This is a genomic window from Chryseobacterium arthrosphaerae (assembly GCF_001684965.1).
Classification (GTDB): domain Bacteria; phylum Bacteroidota; class Bacteroidia; order Flavobacteriales; family Weeksellaceae; genus Chryseobacterium; species Chryseobacterium arthrosphaerae.
This window is the reverse complement of record NZ_MAYG01000012.1, coordinates 13,566-31,326: the sequence shown is the minus strand read 5'-3', so window position 1 is coordinate 31,326 and position 17,761 is coordinate 13,566. Positions and strand designations below refer to the sequence as shown.

The following is a 17,761-nucleotide window of genomic DNA, read 5'->3' as shown; positions in this document are numbered from 1 at the left end:
ATCCTATCTTTTTTAAATCGTCCCTTCGGAACTGGTTTTTTCTAATTCTGCAGAGATAAATATATTCTCTGATTCTTGCTGATCGTAGTGCCTTCCAGCGGGAACTGTTCTTTGATTCTTCCCACTCCTTTATAATCGACACGGTACCCTAAGTTTTCCAATTGCGGGATCACGTTTTTACCGATTAATCCTACGACATTAGGCATCTGTTTATCATTTACCGCCACTTTGACGTTAGGCTCCACCATTTTACTAAGGTTTACCTTTTTGTCTACCAGCATTTCTTTTTCAATATTCTGAGGTGTTTTCAGGAATGTTTTTCCTGCGATTTCCTTAAATACAGGTGCTGAAACAGGTCCTCCATAAAACCCTATTGATGTATTGGGTTCACTTATCATTACATAACAGGTGTACTTCGGTGCATCTGCAGGATAGAATCCAGCGAATGAGGCTCTGTACTTCATAGGCCCGGGAAGCCAGTATTCAAATCTTGCGGTTCCTGTTTTGCCGGCCATTTTCAGGTTCGGGGTGAAGATGCTTCGTCCGGTTCCTTTTTCTACGGCTTTGGTCAGGGCGCTGGTCATCATTTTAATGGCTTTTTCTGACGCCATCTTATTCACGAGCACTTCAGGTTTTGACTGATACATTACCTTTCCGTCCTTCAGGATTTTGTCAATGAAAAGCGGTTTCAGCATTTTTCCACCATTGGCAACTCCATTGTAGAATGTGGTCAGCTGTAATAGGTTGATGTTTGAAGAGTATCCATAAGAGATGGAGGCTAATGTTGCGGCATTCCATCTTTTATTTTCCGGGGTTACGATTTTTGGTTTCGTAATTCCGGGAAGCTCGATATCCATTTTATCAAACAGTTTCCAGCGTTTCAGATGGTCAAGGAAGATCTGCGGCTTTTCAGCATAATACTTAGTAATAAGTTTAGCGGTTCCCACGTTACTGGATTTGGCTAAAACATCACTGATGTCATAAGTTCCGCCGCCGTGTCCGTCAGAGATTCTCTGTTTTGCGTAAGTCCAGACTCCGTTTCCTACATTTACGGTTGTATTCTCATCGATGAATCCGTCATCCATGGCTGCTAACAACGAAATGGTTTTAAACGTAGATCCCGGCTCGATATTATCTTTTAATGCATAGTTGTAAGAGTCTTCATAATCTCCTGATTCTGTTCTTCTTAAATTCACCAGTGCACGTACTTTTCCTGTTTCAACTTCCATGACGATTACGGTGCCATGTTTTGCTTCATAATGAGTAAGCTGCTTCTCCAGTGCGGAATGGGCAATATCCTGAATTCTAAGGTCTAAGGTTGTATAAACGTCTTCTCCATCTACAGGTTCCTGAACTTTCCAGAAGTCGATCGGTTTCCATTGGGAAGAGTTGATTCTCTGTTCCAGTCTTTTCCCGTCAGTTCCTGTCAGGTATTTTGAGAATGCTCCTTCAAGACCGGACTTAAGCTCTCCGTTGTCCATTCCGATGGTTCCGGCTCCGATTTCTGAAGTGGCCAGTTCTCTTTTATAGTTTCTGTCTACGATGAAACCTCCTTTATTTTTACCTCTTTTGAAGATCGGAAATTTTCTTATCCTGTCATATTGGTCAAAATCAAGTCCTTTTACCAGCGTGTAATACTGGTTTTTCTTTTTCTTCTGTTCGTCAAACTTCTGTCTGAATTCACTTCTTGGTTTCCCGAACATTTTGCTTAAAGAATCAGTAAGAGCTCCGATATTATTGGTGTACACCGTATCTTTCATTGTTTTGAAATCCAGATAGATGTCATAGCGCATTACGGTGGTGGCGAGAATGGAACCGTCAGAAGCAAACAGGTTCCCGCGGGCCGCTTTTAAAGTAGCCTCCCGGTAGTTTTTATTGATGTAATCGTCTTTGATCTCCTGAACGTTGGTATTCTGAAGGATAACAATCCTTGCCAAGAACATTACAAACACGCACAAAGCTACCACTGCAAAGAGGTAGCCCCATCGTAACGTTTTTTTACGTTTATTGTCGTATTCATTTTGCTTTTGCATCTGTACTGTCCAGTTTTATTAGCAATTTGTGAGGGTGGTTTTCCAGGGTCATCAATGAATCCCGGGCGACCTCTTTCCCCAGCTCTGATTCCATTTTTACTTTGATCAGCTTACTCTGGGCGTAAGCATTTCTCGATTTGTATTCTTCTGTTTCTTCCTTTAAGGCGTTAACAATTTTAATTTTTTTATTGACGAGATGGTTGGTATAAATCATGGCCATCATCAGGACAAACAACAGGAGGAAATACTTGTAATGTATTTTGATCTCATCACGATTCAGAAAGTTTCCTTTTATAATGTCTATAAAAGTGAGTCTTTTCTGGGGGCGATTTGTTGTTCTCTTTGCCAATTTATTATGTCAGTTTGCTTCGCAGTGAACTTACTTTGTGTCAATGATCAATTGTGTGCTGTGAAATAATTCACTTTTGATGATTGATACATTCACTTTTAAACTTTTATTCCTGTTCTCATTTTAGCACTTCTTGCTCTTGAGTTTTCTTCGATTTCCTTATCATCAGGAATGATCGCTTTACTCTTTACCAGTTCGAATGCTTTTTTATAATTTCCGTAGATATCTCTTTCCGGTTCTCCTTCGAACATTCCGTTTTTCAGGAATCTTTTTACAAGACGGTCTTCTAAAGAATGGTAAGAAATCACTACCAGTCTTCCTTCCGGTTTTAAAACATTATAAGCCTGAACCAGCATTTCTTTTAATACCTCCAGTTCCTGGTTGACTTCAATTCTCACGGCCTGGAAGAGCTGGGCATAGAATTTATTCACTTTGTGAGGCGGAATATAGCTGAAAAGCTTTTTCAGATCCTCAGTGGTCTCTATGCTTTTTGTTTTCCTGTGGTGAACAATCTCTCTGGCCAGTTTTCTTGCTTCCCTTAATTCTCCGTAGTGGTAAAAGATGTCTGCAAGTTCTTCCTCTCCATATTCATTGATCACTCTTTTTGCATCCAGATTCTGCATCACATTCATTCTCATGTCCAGAGGAGCATTGCTTCTGGTAGAGAATCCTCTGTCTGCCTCGTCAAACTGATGGGACGAAACGCCCAGGTCAGCCAAAACACCGTCAATCTGATTGATTCCGTACATCAGCAGTGAGTTTTCCAGAAATCTGAAATTCTGATTCACCAATGTAAATCTGGGATCATCAATTGTATTTTTAAGTGCATCCAGATCCTGGTCAAAGCTGAACAGTTTTCCTTTGTCTGAAAGTCTGCTCAGGATTTCTCTTGAGTGACCTCCGCCTCCAAAGGTGCAGTCCACATATATTCCGTCAGGATTCGTCACCAAATCATCAACACTCTGCTTCAACAAAACGGGGTTATGATACATGCTTAATTGTGTTTTTATTTAATATTTATATATTAACAACCGATCCAGTTTATTCTTCATCGAAAGAGCCCATTACATCTTCGGCCAGACTTGCAAAATCAGTTTCGTTGGTGGAAATAACCTTTTCATAGGCATCTTTATCCCAGATCTCGAAAAGTTCTCCTGCACTGGTGATCACAATGTCTTTCTGCAGGCTTGCGAAATTCGTCAGGTCTTTGGAGATCTGTAATCTTCCCGCATTATCCAACTCTACTGTTTTTACTCCTGCCGTAAACATTCGTATGAAATCAGCATTCTTTTTTATGAATCTGTTCAGTTTATTAATTTTGCCCATCAGTTTATCCCATGCATTCATAGGGTAGACTTCCAGACAAGGTTGGAACACAGATCTTTTGACTACAAACGCCTTATCGTCGAAGTTCTCCATCTGCTTGATCAGAGAGGAAGGAACTTTTAAGCGGCCTTTGTCGTCAATTTTACACTCATATGTTCCAATGAAATTTTTCATTTGGGACAAATTTATATAATAATTTCCAAAATTTCCCACTTTTTCCCACTTTTTGACTCAATGTTAATAAGTTTTATTAAAGATTGAGTTTCAGGAATGTAATTTGCTGATATGTAGACATTTGTTAAAACTGTTATTTAAGCCATAATAAAGCGGTTTTTAAAAAAAAAGTTAAAAAGGGGAATATTGTATTATTTTTATCTTAAATTAGGATAATCAAAATATTTTTGAGGTTTAATTTGTATTTTTGCAGGGCTTTATTAAGGCGATTTATGATATTTAGTACAAAAAAAGAAAAGAAATATTCCTATGTAGAGGCGGGGGAAGGACATCCATTAGTGCTGTTGCACGGGTTAATGGGTGGATTGAGCAATTTCGATAAAATGGTAGATTTTTTTTCGGATAAGGGGTTCAAAGTGTTTGTTCCTCAGCTGCCGATCTACGATCTGCCGGTACTCAATACGAATCTTACCACTCTCGCAAAATATATTATCAAGTTTATAGAAAGTCATATTTCAGGACCTGTCACTATCGTAGGAAACTCGATGGGCGGACATATAGGACTCATCCTGACCTTGGCCAGACCGGACCTGGTAAAAAATCTTGTTCTGACAGGGAGTTCCGGATTGTATGAGAGAACCTTCGGAGACAGTTTCCCAAGAAAGAACGACAGATCCTATATCAGAAAGAAAACGGAAGAGGTTTTTTATGACCCTAAAGTAGCTACTGAAGATCTTGTGGATGAAGTTTTTGCCGTGGTCAACGACAGAATGAAAGGAATAAAAACAGTAATGCTGGCAAGAAGTGCCATCAAACACAATATGCTGAACGATCTTCCCAAGATTGTAACACCTACCTGTCTGATCTGGGGAAAACAGGACAATGTAACTCCTCCGGAAGTAGCGGAAGATATGCATAAGTTTATCCCGAATTCAGATCTGTTCTGGATTGATCACTGTGGTCATGCTGCTATGATGGAAAAGCCGGACGAATTCAATGAAATTCTGTACAGCTGGCTAAAAGATAAAGTTTAAAAACATAATAAATAACCATTAAGAGCTTTTCTTAGTGGTTTATTTTTCTAAAATACATTCAAAAAAATGGTTATTAAGACAGCAGAGTTTGTAAAGAGCAGTGGAAAGTGGCAGGAGTGTCCTGACCCGAATATTCCTGAGTATGCTTTTATCGGAAGATCCAATGTAGGAAAGTCATCCCTGATCAATGCGATGATGAATCATAAAGATCTGGCCAAAACTTCACAGACCCCGGGAAAGACCCAGCTGATCAATCATTTTCTGGTGAATGAAAACTGGTATCTTACCGATTTGCCGGGTTATGGATATGCAAAGGTTTCCAAGGTTCAGCGAAAAGATTTTGAAAAGCTCATCACGAATTATATTCTGAACAGAAGGAATCTGGTGAATCTTTTTGTTTTGGTAGACATAAGACACAACCCACAGAAGATCGACCTGGAGTTTATCCAGTGGTGTGGGGAAAGCGGGATCCCGTTTTCAATTGTCTTTACAAAATCAGATAAGCTAAAACCGGGGGCTATCGTTAAAAATGTGGAAGATTATAAGGCTGAGCTTCATAAGACATGGGAAGATCTGCCGGAACTTTATATCACTTCAGCAGAAAAGAAAGAAGGTGGAGACAAGATCCTGGATTTTATACAAAAGACCAATGATTTCTTAACGAATAATAATATAAGCTTCGATGAGTAATATTGTCTGGAAAATCAAAACGTTTGACGAGTTTACCGTTCCTGAATTGTATGCTGTATTGAAGGCTCGTATAGATGTTTTCGTTATTGAGCAGAACTGTCCTTATCCGGATCTGGATAATTATGATCAGAAAGCAGTCCATATCTGGGCTGAAGAAGACGGGCAGGTTTTAGCCTACTGTCGTATTTTTGATAAAGGCATAAAATATGAGGAAACTTCTATCGGAAGGGTTCTTACCACAGAGCAGGCAAGAGGTAAAAGCTTAGGTAAATTACTGATTCAATATGCCGTGGAAACGATCGAAAACCGTTTTCATACTCCTGAAATCAGAATTTCTGCGCAGGATTATCTGTTGAGATTCTATGGAGGCTTCGGCTTTGAAGATACCGGAAAGAAATATCTGGAAGACGATATTCCGCATACGGAGATGATTAGAAAATAAAGAAAGGTATCCTGGATGGGATACCTTTTTTAATGAGATTATTATGGATTGACTAATGGGGGAGGTGTCTGCCCGGAGTTTCCTCCTACAGGTCCATCATTACGTATAATATTAATTGTTTCCTGTTCTTTTGAATCAGTAGTAATTGTACTTACGTTGTTGTTAGAAAATGTCAGAGTAAACAACATTAAAATAAATTGGATCATAGTATTAGTTTTAAATCTAGAGTTTCGAAAATACAAAAAAGCGAAGAAATTTTCTTCGCTTTTAATAATATAATATATATGAAGTGTTTTTTTAATTACAGCCTGAACAGTATGATCTGTCCACATATTGTTTACTACTTCCCGCATAGTAATAACACCCACCTCTGGATCCAACATATAATTGTTGGCCATTATAAGTACATCCTTTGCTTTGTGAATATGATCTTGAATTATAAGTCCTGCCTGACTTACTTTTCTTACTCGATTTGCTCTTACCTTTCTTAGGCTTTTTTGTGGATAATTCTTTTGTAGAAGAGTTGTTACTTGCAGTGGCAGAAAAGTTTGCTGGTAATAATAATCCCAGTCCCAGAAGACTTGTGAATAGTAGTTTTTTCATAATGATTGTTTTAGTTATATGGTATAATTCTCATGGTAATGATTAGTGATTATATTTTAAATCAAATTTATTTTGGGACATAAAAATGAATATGAAGAAATCTATAAGAGCGATAAATACAGGAATAAATGTCCAGCAAAATAAAAGATATATGCAACCCAAGACCGTTTGGCCCAAATAGAATCTGTGGATACCAAACCCTCCAAGTAAAAAAGCTAAGATACTTGCGGTATTTTTATCTTTTTTACTTTTTATTTGTATAGGTAAGTTTTTTGTTCCTTGTTCTCTTATTTTTAAAGAATTGATTTCATCAGAGGTCATCGCAGTTAATTGTGCGATATAATTTATAATGTTTACAATATGATTATTGGCATGAGTTACCTCATGAGATTCATTAAACGTTCCTAGTTTTCGTCTGATTTCAATGGTAATTTCAGTTTTATGATCTGTGACAGAATTTAAATTGATATCTATATAAACACCAAGACTTAAAAACTCGTAAGATTCATAGGTGTATTGATTAAAAATTTCATTACTTGAATTGAATTTATACTTTGAGCTCAGCACAGAAATATTTTTTACACTTTCTCGAACTTTATCAATAGGAAAGTCAACAGATAATATTTTCTTTGGATTAGGAATTGCAAATACAGCCATATGGTTATTTTTATTTACATTCCAAAAGTATCGCTCTTTAAAATCTAATCCTTACGGGAAACCATAAAACAATTCTCTAAATAATCCCCAAATCTTTGCAAAAGGCAATAAGCTGTTCATTACTGGTGATCTGAAGTTCTTCTTTCATACTGTTCAGCCTTTTTTCTACGCTGCTTAGACTATTGGGTTTTATATTGTTGTTTTGAAGATAGACCGGAATGTTTTTTTGAAGAACTCCTTGGGCAAGCAGAGAGATCAATGTAATGTCATAATCTGTGAATTCATAGCTGTTCAGTTGTTTTACCACCTGTTTCAGATCAAGAGACAGATAGTTTTTATTCTCGTAGACTGATGCTATTGCTTTTTTCAGTTCTTTGGAATCATGTCTTGCCTTACGTACGAAACCATTAATTTCATATTCTTTAAAAAGAGAATCTATCACTCCCGATCTGTGCTCAGAAGAAAATACAATGGTTTTAAGAGAAGGTTGTATTTCTTTGATGGCTTGAATCAGTTTCTTGCCGTCTTTAATCTCCTGCTCATGGTGATCTTCTTCAAAAGAAAGATCGGTAATCAAAAGATCATAATACTCTTTCTCCCGGATGGACTTCTGAATTTTGGCTAATGCATCATCACAGTAATAAACGTAGTCTGCATGAGGAATATTAAGATCTTCTAATGTTTTTTGTACAGAAATGCTACTGCTTTCGTGGTCTTCGGCTATTAAAATTTTTTTGAACATTTTTTTTCTTTTTAAGGTGCTGGAAATGAAATATAAATCTTCAGTCCCTTTTCGGTTTGGGTATCAAAAATAATCTGTCCGTGAATGATTTCAATACGGGAAACCGTATTTCTCAACCCATTATTGTAAGAAATTTCATCCTGAATACCAATTCCATTATCGGTATACTGAATATGTATCATATCATCCTTTCTTTCAAACTTAAAAGCTACAAGGCTGGCCTGGCTATGCTTTTTCATATTCACCAGCAGCTCACGGATTACCTGATAGATCTCGTTTTGGGTAGAGTCATTTACTCCGTACCAAATATTCTGATCATTTCCTGCAAGATAAGTTTTTACAATATTGTTATTAAAAGAAGCAACAAGACCGGATATTTTTTTATTAAATTCTGCAGTATCCTTAGCATCAGGTTTTTCATAAGAAATATCCCTGGATTTTTCGTAGACAAATTCCAGTTCGTCGAGTGCTTCTTCCTTATCAAAATGTTCCTGATTTTCAATTTTGGTCATCACCTGATAAATGCCGTTGGCTACTACGTCATGAACTTTTTTGGAGAGTTTGAGCTGGGTGTTTTTTACTTCGATTTCTTTTTCTTGTTGAAGCTTTTTTTGCCTTTTTCTGTATTCAATAGTAGTAATAATAATAAGTAAAATCAATATACCGAGGAGGAAATACTGTCTTTGAATCTGTGTTTTGTTTTTTGCATTTTGTGTCTTTGTTTCCTCAACGCCATAAACAATTGCAGCAAATTTATCGTTATCAATATTTCTTGCAGTTTGTACACTATCTCTCAATGAGATATATTGATTGAAATTTGTAAGATAATTTTTAGAATCAAGAGCAGTAATTTTTTGCAATGCCTCTATTTCATCATCAACACTTTTAACTTCTTTAGCAACATTGTACATTGTATGTGCATACAGTAAAGCTTTTTGGGTGTCTTTGTTCTTAAAGTAATTTGCGAGATGAGCATAACTAGCGTTTTGGCCCATTTTATCATCAATCTTTTGCTGTATTTTTAATGCTAATAATTGAACAGGTTCAGGATCATAACTGGAATCATTTAGCCATGTTACATTTGATAGATTGGATAAAAGTCTGGCATAAACTTTTTCATTAATTCTTTTTGCGATAGGAAGTATACTGTCATATGCTTTTATTGCTTGAGAATATTTCTTTTCTTCTTTATATATTGTTGCAAGATTCTTTATAATTGTTATTTGGGAAATTTCATCTTCTGAATATTTAAGTGCAGAATTATAATAATCTTTAGCTTCATGATATTTTTTTAAATTATTATTTATCATGCCTAAATTATTGAAATTATCAGAGATGTGATAATATTGAGCGGTATCTTCTTTATTAAATAACAGATTGGCTTTAAATGAAAAATCTTGACTTTTGAAATAATTGCCTTTTTCTGTTAAAATTTTAGCCATAGCTACAAGACACTTTGCTTGTCCAAAATTATCTTCATTTTTTTCAAATATGTCAAGTGCCTTACCATAGTATATGTATGCACTATCAGAGATATTTAAAAGATTAAAATCATAAGCTTTATCATATTCTTGATTTATTAATTTAGAATTTTGTTTTTTGTGAGTACAGGATAATAGTATTCCAAAAAGTGATAATAAAATGAGTATGGCAGATTTCACAAAGATGAGTTTTTATAAAATTATGAAAGAATTTTGTAATTCTGCCCTATACAGTTAATAAAAGAGCGAAACACTAGTTTCGCCCTTTTGATATTTATTTTTTAGGAGGGAGTGGTGTTGTTTCTCCTCCGGTATCTCCACCTGTTGAACCTCCCGGATCAGCAGGTCCGCTTTGTACCTGTACGATATCTGGTGTCTGGTTGTTATTACATGTTGTTACTGTATTGGTATTATTTGAAAACGCTAAACCTAGTAGCATTAGAATGAACTCTATCATTTCCGTAAAATTTAAAATTTGGGCATTTCTGTAGTTGCCAGTGAAACCGATCACAGGTAGAGCTACACGATTAAAAAATTTGAAGCGCTTCTAAATTTTTGGGAAGTGAACCATCAAAAACGGAGGAGAAACATCTGCTTCCCAACCCGGAGTTTTCCTCCGTTTTATCTGGTGATTTTTGAAATCAGTTTTGTAAATTTGTTTTTGTAATGTTTTGTTTGTCACTGATTTCTGAAGCAAAGATGCGACAAAACATGAGGCAGGTGTTAGACATGTTCTGGACATCTATGGACACGGAATGGACAGTGGAAGCTTTATGGGAATCCGTAATGTGGTATGATTGAAAAACATCTATTTTGTAAAGACTGAAAAAACTATATATGTCCAAAAAAAAACTACTAATTCATGAGGTATTTGAACGAGGCAAATTGGAGTCAGCAAAGACTGCGAAAAGTGCTATAGCTCTTTTTTTAAGCATTCATTTTGAAGAGACTTTTAAGTTCATTATCGCAGATAAAACTCTTGTGAGATATTATGATGCTTATATAGTAAATGATAAAGAAATTAACATTGACACGGCCGTATTAAATACATTGAGCCGTTATGTAGGTTACAAAGATTTTCTGGACTTTTCCAGAACATTTGTTAAGCAGGAAGAGGATACCAATAAAACAACCATTAAAATTACCGTTGATGAAGATGAAGAATCTTTGTCTGAAAAGTTTTCGAAATTAAACATCAATATTACCAATGAACAGCATTTTAAAATGCCTGACTTTATCAAGCAAAATGGTCTGGGTATTCTAGAAATAGCTTTTCTCGTATGTCTTGTTACAGGGAATGTACTTTTTTCCGGGAATAAGAAAATAAATAGCAATTATTCTTCTTCTTTGGGCTTTATGTCAACGATGACATCGATGGTGGAAAAAAAGTATATGTATTGGAATGGGGAAAGATATATTGGAACAGATAGTATTTTTATAAGTCCAGGAATTGACGTTGTTGCAATGAATTCTCATAAACTTAAACACTTCAGGAGGATTATGAGAAAGGATACTTTAACTGATGTGAATGCTCTTGGAAAGATCTGGTACTCAAAATATAATAATGGAGTTGAGTTCTTTACGGATGATGGAATTGATCCTGATAATGGTAAGGAGCTGAGAAAGGTAACCTCGCTTATTATTTATAAATATGCAGGTAAGCATAAAGATTCTATAGAAGTTGAGGAGTAGTTTACTTTGTTTCTTACAGCTAGATTAATGGCATAAAAAAAGCGAAGATCTCTCTCCGCTCATATTATTATGCATTCAGCATTCCAAGTTCTCCGAAATGCTTTTTAAATTTTTGGATTTTAGGTCCCACAACAGCGCTGCAATAAGGCTGGGTTGGGTTTTCGTTATAGTATCCCTGATGATATTGCTCTGCAGGCCAGAATTTGTCGAATTTCGTTAATTCTGTCACATAAGTTCCTGCCCATCTGCCTGATTCCTGGGAGGTTTTGATGGCTTCTTCAGCTTTGGCTTTTTCGGTATCGTCTTTATAGTAAATAACGGAGCGGTATTGGGTTCCGATATCATTGCCCTGTCTGTTCAGTTGCGTAGGATCGTGCAGGAAAAAAAATACATCCATCAGTTGTTCATAGGAAATAATGGCCGGATCATAAGTGATCTGTACTACTTCCGCATGTCCGGTTTCTCCTGTACATACTTCCTGATAGGTCGGATTATCTTTGTGTCCGCCTGAATAGCCTGAAATGGCAGATTTTACGCCCTTGAGCAAATTGAAACAGCTTTCCACACACCAGAAACATCCGCCTCCGAAGGTGATCTGTTCTAAATTATTGTTGTCCATTTTTGGGTAATTATATTGTTTACAGCATTTTTTTTGCTCCAAATGCTGATCAAAAATAAGAAAAACTTCATGGATTTTAATACGAAAGCAATGAATTGTTTTCATAGATAATACTAATGATGAGCGGGCGTACTGGACTCTTTTGCGGTATTAAAGACATGAATAAAAAGAACTGAGTGCATAGTGGCGACCATACTAGATTTATAAAATAAAAAGCTACCTCAACGAGATAGCTTTTGTTATAATCAGTGGTCCAGTTATTTTTCCCAGACCAAAGCACTCGCCCCAAGAATGGCAGCATCAGCTTCGTCCAGTTCACTGAATACCAGTTTTACTTTATTTCTGAAGATCGGAAGAAGGTTTCTTTCCATATGAAGTTTAGCAGGCTTTAAGATAAAATCTCCGGCCTTGATCACTCCGCCAAATAAAAGAATAGCTTCCGGTGAAGAGAACATCACAAAATTGGCCAATGCTTCGCCCAGCTTTTGTCCTGTATATCTGAAAACCTCTTTGGCAATAGGATCGTCCTGCATGGCACATTCATACACCGTTTTAGAGTTGATTGCATCTTCAGGGTATTGGTTCAGCATAGATTCCGGGAACTCTGCTCTCATTTTCTTGGCCGTGATCGTAATCCCTGTAGCAGATGCATAAGCTTCCAGGCTTCCTTCAGATCCTGTGCTCCAGTGTTTTCTTCCGCCTGGCTTTACAATTGTATGCCCCAGTTCTCCGGCAAAACCGTCATGTCCATAGATCAGGCTTCCGTTGGCAATGATTCCGCTGCCTACACCGGTTCCCAGAGTGATCATGATGAAATCTTTCATTCCTCTTGCCGCACCGAAAAGCATTTCTCCCAAAGCTGCCGCATTGGCATCATTAGTCACGGTACAAGGTAGGTTGAATTTGGCTGTCATCAGCTCTGCAAAAGGAATAACTCCTTTCCATGGCAGGTTAGGAGCCAGCTCTATGGTTCCTTTGTAATAGTTGGCATTGGGTGCGCCTACTCCGATTCCGTCAAAGTGCTTTTCTGTTCCGTGTTTTTCCATCAAAGGATATACATTTTCATACAAAGCATCGATGAAATCTTCTACTCTGTCATAGGCATCTGTTTTCAGATTTCCTTTATCCAGAACTTCTCCACGGTGGTTTACAATTCCGAATTTTGTATTGGTTCCGCCGATGTCAACTCCAAGGGCAACTTGTTTTGATAAATCTATTAATGACATTCTATTATTAAATTCTAAGGTCTAAAATTATAAAAAAGATTGTATTAATGGATTATTAACTGAGTTTTATTTAAGGTTTAAGCTGTTTTTAACGCTTTTTTCTTTCTTCTGCCCCACCAGATCATAAATCCGGTTACCGGAAGAGAAGCGCAGATAAGACTTACTATAAAAGCAATGATCTTGGTAGGAAGACCTAAAATAGCCCCTACGTGAATATCATAATTGGCATTAACCACTTTTTCTCCGAAATTTTTATCTTTCGGATCATGAGTATGAAGCAGGTCTCCCGAATTTTCATCAAAAATAAGGCTGCTGCTCTTGTGGTAAGAATAGGTGAGGTGTTTTACATAAACTTCAAAGTTGGGATGTTCATGATCATCCATATGTTCGTGTCCAAGGTCGATTGCAAAACCGTAAGAGTCCGGATACTTTTGTTTGACCGTATTGATGATTTTGTCAAGAGTCCTTTCTGTTCTCAATTCTACAGGAGCTTTTGTTTTGATGTGGGAGAAGTCAGGGTATTGGGTTTCTCCGCCCGAGAAGATCACATAGATCATTGCCTGCACCACAAAGAAAGCATAGAAAAGCCCTGTGACAGAAAAGATCAGAGCAAAGATGGAAGCATAAAAGCCTAATACATTGTGAAGGTCGTAGTTCTTTCTTTTCCAGCTTTTGATATTTTTCCATTTAAATGAAAAACGCTGTTTCCTTGCCGCTTTGTTTTTAGGCCACCATAAAACGATTCCTGTAATCAGCATGATCACAAAAATGATCACCGGTATTCCCACTACATAAGTTCCCCAGTCCTGCTTCAGAAGAAAGCTCCAGTGGATCATCTTTACAATATTGAAAAAGCCGTTCTTTTCATCATAAACCCTCAGGACTTTTCCGGTATAAGGATTCACATAGGCCTGTTTGTACACCGGGAATTCATCAAAGTAATTCCATGCTTTTGTATTATGCTCATACCAGAAGAACATATAAGACATTTTCTTGTCAATAGGAATATTGACCCAATGGACCGGGTATTTTTCCTGTACCTGATCTGCAACGGCCTTCTCCATTACTCTGATCGGAAGGATCTGCTTTTGCTCAATATTCTGCTCGTTATGGTAAATGACATCTTTCCGGGTGAAATTTTCTACTTCATCTTTAAAGACATACAATGCGCCGGTAATAGAAATAATGAAGATCAGAAATCCAATTCCCAGCCCAAACCAGAGGTGGAGCTTAGCAGACCACTTTTTAAAGAAACCCGGCTTTTTTTTATGATGATGCTTTTTCTTCATAGTACAATAGACAGTTGGGCAAAGATAGGTTATTATTCTTATTTAGTTTAATTAAAATTTATATTCAATCATGAATGTACCTCTCAAACCTGCGGAATTGATGAAATCACTGTCCCTTGCTGCCCACCATGCAATGGCAGGTTGATATTGTCTGTTCAGAAGATTCTCGATACCTAAGGAAATTTTCCAGTGACGGTTGACCTCATAGCCGGATTTAAAATTGAAAACAGTATAATCAGGTACAAAGCCTTCTCCATAAGCATATACACCTTTGGCATTCGGAGAAAAACGATCCTGTTGAAATGAGTGAAGCATATCAAACCCCACAGACAATGCGGGAATTGGTTTTCCCTGAACATAGGCCAGTACTTTAGGCGCTGAAATTCTGCTGTTGTTGATCCTGGAAGAGTAGTCGCCATCATCTTTCGGAGAGGTAATTCCTTCCATCCAGCTATAGCTTCCCCCGAACTGCAGCCATTTTGCAGGTGTGAAATGCAGGAATCCTTCTACGCCATACACAATTTCCGGAGATCTTTGGATCATTAATGCCCTGTCTGCACTTTGCACGAATGTTGCCCCAAGTTTGGATGTGCTTACATAAGAAGTCAGTTCATAATGAAGCCAGTTGGAAAGCTGTCCTGTAGCGCCCAATTCATAGTTGTTGACAATGATCGGTTTGGTTTCAAGGTTCTTGATGGTTTCAGAGGTTGAGGTTCTTAAGATCCTTCCGAGTTCGTTGATAGAGTAGGCCTGTGAGAAACTTGCAAAAAGATTGATGTATGGCTCGATATTATAACGGATCCCTATATTTCCCACTAAGGCATTATAACTCAGTTTTCCTCCTTCTACGGGAATACTTTTCGTAAATGTCCCGTCGTTTTTAATTACAGAAAGCGTATTGAAGTCATCCACCTTGACTTTGATATTTTCATAGCGAATTCCTCCTTTGATGGTCAGTTTTTTAAAAAGATCAATTTTGGCCAGTACAAATGGAGCGATGTTGGTCATACTCATATTGGGTGTCCAGAATCGGCCGTCTTCCAGTTTCTGTACGGTCTGGTCGTTCAGGATGTCTGCTCCGTAGATAATTTCCCCCTGCGAATTTTGAGAATTCCACAATTGGGTATCAAAATTGAAACGGGCTCCCACTTTTTTGGAAAGAACATTGGATTGCCCGCCGTTAAAGAATGTATCACTGTATCCGTAAACGGTTTTAAAATCCTGATAATAAAGATTGATGTTTAATGAAGTTCCTGCAAACAGGTTCTTATTGTCATAGCTTACCCTGATATTATGGTTCTTTGGGGTTCCCTGCGGAGTGGTTTCAAGGCTTTTTCCTTCTCCTTCTCCAATCGTAGGTTGAATGCCGTATTTCCCTGTGCTTAAACCAACATTAAGGTCTGACCTTGAAGAATAGCCGATATAAGAAGCTTCAATTCTCTGATTGTCATTGATGTCATACCCCAGTTTCAGCATTCCGTTGTAATTATCCATCTTGGCCGTACTGTAGGTAGGACTTAGCAATACACCGTCTGCATCTTTCATATAGCCGGTTCTTTCATACGCTAATGAAAGGGTATAATCGAATTTTTTGATTTTTCCTGATAAAAGCTGGCTTGCTCTTACGCCTAAAGTTCCGCCGTACAGCTGTCCGGTAAGGCCAACCTGTGAGATCCCGGAAATGGTTTTATCGCTTTTGTTTCTTTTGGTGATATAATTGATGATCCCTCCGTCTGCCCCGTTTCCGTAGATGGCAGAGGCCCCTTTGATTACCTCAATCCTTTCAATGGCTGAAGGATCAATCACCCTTAAATCTCTTGCCCCGTTTCGAAGCGGAGTAGATTGCGGAATACCATCAACCAGTACCAGTACCTGGCGCCCTCTCAAAGTCTGCCCAGTATTGGACGTCTGTCCTGAGTTGGTTCCTAAACTCGGAACGGTATACTGCAGGATACTGGTGATGTCAGAATTGACTGTCAGCTGAGACTGAATCTGCTTTTCTGCCACAATGGTAACAGAGCTTGGTACCTCTTTGATATTTTCCTTTTTCCTTGAGGCAGTCATCACGATTTCCTCAACATTTTTGGTTTGTAAACTATCTTTAACCTGTGCAAAAACGGTAGTGGTTCCCAGGCAGGCAGCTGATAAAAGCGCTTTTTTCATTATATTTTCTTTCCTTGTTTCTTTCTTTTCCCCCACCAGATCAAAAATCCGGTTACGGGGAGTGAGGTGCAGATGAGGCCGGCTGTAAACCAGATGATTTTTCCTAAAAGCCCAAAGTAGGAACCGGTATGGATATCATAATTGGCATTCGCATATTTTTCGGCGCTGTTCAGCTTTTGATGAGGTTTATGGGCGAGTAGCTTTCCTGAGTATTTATCAAAAGTTAACAGGTTTCTTTCGCTGAATCTTCCTTCCTGTCCGTAAATGGTTACGGGAAGACTTTTCAGGTCTTTTCCTTTTTTATTCTTTCCGTTTAAAGAAATTCTGAAACTTGATGAACCGGCATACAGCTTTCTGGTCTGAAGGGCTGCAATATCAAATACGTCATTATTCTTTGCCATCAGTGAATCCGGAGATTTGATCTCCTTTTCCTTGGGAAGATCCATCGATCCCGATAAAGCAAGATTGAATGTGTTTTTTACATAAGGATAGGCAAAATAAATCCCGGTAATGCTCATCAATAATGCAATGAACGAAACATAAAACCCAAGTACATTATGAAGGTCATAGTTTTTACGCTTCCAGGTTTTCACATTTTCCCAGTTGAAACGTAAGCGTCCTTTTCTTGCATTCTTATTTTTGGGCCACCACAAAATAATTCCTGTGATCAGCATGAAAATGAAAAGCACGGTCGGAATTCCCACCACATATTTTCCCCAGTCAGAATTCAGCAGGAGCCCCCAATGGATGTATTTTAAAATATTGAAGAAATCATATTTCTCATTATATACAGCCAGTATCTCTCCGGTATACTGATTGACGTAGACCTGCTTGTTGATCAGCACCTCCTGAAAATAATTCCAGCCGTTTTTATTTTTTTCATAATACAGAAAGCGGTAGGATTTACTTTTATCTAAAGGAATTTCTACGGAAGTCAGCGGGTATTTTTCATTAAGTTCCAAGGTTACCTTTTCCCGGAGAAGCCCAATGGATAACGGGTTTTTGCCGGAATCTTCATTTTTCACATAAATAGCTTCTTTACGCAGAATATTCTGTACTTCATCTTTAAAAACATATAAAGTCCCCGTAAGAGAGACTATGAAAACAATAATACCAACAGACAGGCCCAACCACAAATGCAGTTTGGCAGACCATTTCTTTGTTGGAGAGATTTTCTTTTTATGATGATGCTTTTTTCTCATAGCAAAAAAGTTAACCCCACGAGGGGCTAACCTTTATTT

17 protein-coding genes are annotated in these 17,761 nt (G+C 37.7%); 4 read left to right on the top strand and 13 right to left on the bottom strand.

Going from position 1 to position 17,761, the window contains the following annotated elements:
• Positions 1 to 41: 41 nt before the first annotated feature.
• From BBI00_RS15460 to mraZ, 4 genes are all read right to left on the bottom strand, one after another.
• Positions 42 to 2,033 carry a penicillin-binding transpeptidase domain-containing protein gene (locus BBI00_RS15460; RefSeq protein WP_065399788.1) on the bottom strand — a complete coding sequence of 664 codons (1,992 nt, stop codon included), beginning with the start codon at positions 2,031 to 2,033 and terminating at the stop codon, positions 42 to 44.
• Positions 2,017 to 2,382, bottom strand: a complete 366-nt coding sequence (locus BBI00_RS15455; RefSeq protein WP_002981890.1) for an FtsL-like putative cell division protein — start codon at positions 2,380 to 2,382, stop codon at positions 2,017 to 2,019. Before BBI00_RS15455 ends, BBI00_RS15460 begins: the two co-directional genes overlap by 17 nt.
• A gap of 98 nt (positions 2,383 to 2,480) precedes the next feature.
• Complete coding sequence (gene rsmH / locus BBI00_RS15450; RefSeq protein WP_065399787.1) at positions 2,481 to 3,374, bottom strand: 16S rRNA (cytosine(1402)-N(4))-methyltransferase RsmH; 894 nt, start codon at positions 3,372 to 3,374, stop codon at positions 2,481 to 2,483.
• 49 nt (positions 3,375 to 3,423) lie between these two features.
• Positions 3,424 to 3,882 (bottom strand): division/cell wall cluster transcriptional repressor MraZ, encoded by a 459-nt coding sequence (gene mraZ, locus BBI00_RS15445; protein ID WP_065399786.1) that lies wholly within the window; start codon positions 3,880 to 3,882, stop codon positions 3,424 to 3,426.
• A 272-nt stretch (positions 3,883 to 4,154) separates the two neighbouring features.
• On the opposite strand from mraZ, the gene BBI00_RS15440 reads away from it, so the two are divergent.
• The 3 genes from BBI00_RS15440 (at position 4,155) to BBI00_RS15430 (ending at position 6,048) form a co-directional block, all read left to right on the top strand.
• A complete protein-coding gene (locus BBI00_RS15440) occupies positions 4,155 to 4,916 on the top strand; it encodes an alpha/beta fold hydrolase (protein WP_065399785.1) in 762 nt (253 codons plus the stop codon).
• Between the two features lie 66 nt (positions 4,917 to 4,982).
• Entirely contained in the window at positions 4,983 to 5,606 is a 624-nt protein-coding gene (gene yihA / locus BBI00_RS15435; RefSeq protein ID WP_065399784.1) for a ribosome biogenesis GTP-binding protein YihA/YsxC, read from the top strand.
• Entirely contained in the window at positions 5,599 to 6,048 is a 450-nt protein-coding gene (locus BBI00_RS15430) for a GNAT family N-acetyltransferase (RefSeq protein WP_065399783.1), read from the top strand. Before yihA ends, BBI00_RS15430 begins: the two co-directional genes overlap by 8 nt.
• A gap of 645 nt (positions 6,049 to 6,693) precedes the next feature.
• On the opposite strand, the gene BBI00_RS23585 is transcribed toward BBI00_RS15430, so the two are convergent.
• The 4 genes from BBI00_RS23585 to BBI00_RS23110 all read right to left on the bottom strand — a co-directional run bounded on the left by BBI00_RS23585 (position 6,694) and on the right by BBI00_RS23110 (position 9,988).
• Entirely contained in the window at positions 6,694 to 7,308 is a 615-nt protein-coding gene (locus BBI00_RS23585; protein WP_228394781.1) for a TM2 domain-containing protein, read from the bottom strand.
• Positions 7,309 to 7,384: 76 nt separating this feature from the next.
• A complete protein-coding gene (locus tag BBI00_RS15415; RefSeq protein ID WP_065399781.1) occupies positions 7,385 to 8,050 on the bottom strand; it encodes a response regulator in 666 nt (221 codons plus the stop codon).
• A gap of 11 nt (positions 8,051 to 8,061) precedes the next feature.
• Positions 8,062 to 9,711, bottom strand: coding sequence for a tetratricopeptide repeat-containing sensor histidine kinase (locus BBI00_RS15410; RefSeq protein WP_123902306.1), 1,650 nt, complete (start codon positions 9,709 to 9,711; stop codon positions 8,062 to 8,064).
• Between the two features lie 94 nt (positions 9,712 to 9,805).
• Entirely contained in the window at positions 9,806 to 9,988 is a 183-nt protein-coding gene (locus tag BBI00_RS23110; protein WP_123902305.1) for a hypothetical protein, read from the bottom strand.
• Between the two features lie 380 nt (positions 9,989 to 10,368).
• Between BBI00_RS23110 and BBI00_RS15405 the strand changes: the two genes are divergently transcribed.
• Positions 10,369 to 11,223 (top strand): hypothetical protein, encoded by an 855-nt coding sequence (locus tag BBI00_RS15405; RefSeq protein WP_065399780.1) that lies wholly within the window; start codon positions 10,369 to 10,371, stop codon positions 11,221 to 11,223.
• Between the two features lie 67 nt (positions 11,224 to 11,290).
• On the opposite strand, the gene msrA is transcribed toward BBI00_RS15405, so the two are convergent.
• From msrA to BBI00_RS15380, 5 genes are all read right to left on the bottom strand, one after another.
• On the bottom strand, positions 11,291 to 11,842 hold the full coding sequence (gene msrA, locus BBI00_RS15400; RefSeq protein WP_123902304.1) for a peptide-methionine (S)-S-oxide reductase MsrA: 552 nt from the start codon (positions 11,840 to 11,842) through the stop codon (positions 11,291 to 11,293).
• Between the two features lie 257 nt (positions 11,843 to 12,099).
• A complete protein-coding gene (locus BBI00_RS15395; RefSeq protein ID WP_065399779.1) occupies positions 12,100 to 13,068 on the bottom strand; it encodes an ROK family protein in 969 nt (322 codons plus the stop codon).
• A gap of 77 nt (positions 13,069 to 13,145) precedes the next feature.
• Complete coding sequence (locus BBI00_RS15390) at positions 13,146 to 14,357, bottom strand: PepSY-associated TM helix domain-containing protein (protein WP_065399778.1); 1,212 nt, start codon at positions 14,355 to 14,357, stop codon at positions 13,146 to 13,148.
• A 51-nt stretch (positions 14,358 to 14,408) separates the two neighbouring features.
• Positions 14,409 to 16,520, bottom strand: coding sequence for a TonB-dependent receptor (locus tag BBI00_RS15385; protein ID WP_065400387.1), 2,112 nt, complete (start codon positions 16,518 to 16,520; stop codon positions 14,409 to 14,411).
• Positions 16,520 to 17,722, bottom strand: a complete 1,203-nt coding sequence (locus tag BBI00_RS15380; protein ID WP_065399777.1) for a PepSY-associated TM helix domain-containing protein — start codon at positions 17,720 to 17,722, stop codon at positions 16,520 to 16,522. The genes BBI00_RS15385 and BBI00_RS15380 overlap by 1 nt, the downstream gene beginning before the upstream one ends.
• Positions 17,723 to 17,761 lie beyond the last annotated feature (39 nt).

What these genes read in the sequence shown, in the direction of transcription:
- BBI00_RS15460 (WP_065399788.1), bottom strand. Translation starts at nt 2,033, where the DNA reads ATGCAAAAGCAAAATGAATACGACAATAAACGTAAAAAAACGTTACGA.
- rsmH (WP_065399787.1), bottom strand. Translation starts at nt 3,374, where the DNA reads ATGTATCATAACCCCGTTTTGTTGAAGCAGAGTGTTGATGATTTGGTG.
- mraZ (WP_065399786.1), bottom strand. Translation starts at nt 3,882, where the DNA reads ATGAAAAATTTCATTGGAACATATGAGTGTAAAATTGACGACAAAGGC.
- BBI00_RS15440 (WP_065399785.1), top strand. Translation starts at nt 4,155, where the DNA reads ATGATATTTAGTACAAAAAAAGAAAAGAAATATTCCTATGTAGAGGCG.
- yihA (WP_065399784.1), top strand. Translation starts at nt 4,983, where the DNA reads ATGGTTATTAAGACAGCAGAGTTTGTAAAGAGCAGTGGAAAGTGGCAG.
- BBI00_RS15430 (WP_065399783.1), top strand. Translation starts at nt 5,599, where the DNA reads ATGAGTAATATTGTCTGGAAAATCAAAACGTTTGACGAGTTTACCGTT.
- BBI00_RS23585 (WP_228394781.1), bottom strand. Translation starts at nt 7,308, where the DNA reads ATGGCTGTATTTGCAATTCCTAATCCAAAGAAAATATTATCTGTTGAC.
- BBI00_RS15415 (WP_065399781.1), bottom strand. Translation starts at nt 8,050, where the DNA reads ATGTTCAAAAAAATTTTAATAGCCGAAGACCACGAAAGCAGTAGCATT.
- BBI00_RS23110 (WP_123902305.1), bottom strand. Translation starts at nt 9,988, where the DNA reads ATGATAGAGTTCATTCTAATGCTACTAGGTTTAGCGTTTTCAAATAAT.
- BBI00_RS15405 (WP_065399780.1), top strand. Translation starts at nt 10,369, where the DNA reads ATGTCCAAAAAAAAACTACTAATTCATGAGGTATTTGAACGAGGCAAA.
- msrA (WP_123902304.1), bottom strand. Translation starts at nt 11,842, where the DNA reads ATGGACAACAATAATTTAGAACAGATCACCTTCGGAGGCGGATGTTTC.
- BBI00_RS15395 (WP_065399779.1), bottom strand. Translation starts at nt 13,068, where the DNA reads ATGTCATTAATAGATTTATCAAAACAAGTTGCCCTTGGAGTTGACATC.
- BBI00_RS15390 (WP_065399778.1), bottom strand. Translation starts at nt 14,357, where the DNA reads ATGAAGAAAAAGCATCATCATAAAAAAAAGCCGGGTTTCTTTAAAAAG.
- BBI00_RS15385 (WP_065400387.1), bottom strand. Translation starts at nt 16,520, where the DNA reads ATGAAAAAAGCGCTTTTATCAGCTGCCTGCCTGGGAACCACTACCGTT.
- BBI00_RS15380 (WP_065399777.1), bottom strand. Translation starts at nt 17,722, where the DNA reads ATGAGAAAAAAGCATCATCATAAAAAGAAAATCTCTCCAACAAAGAAA.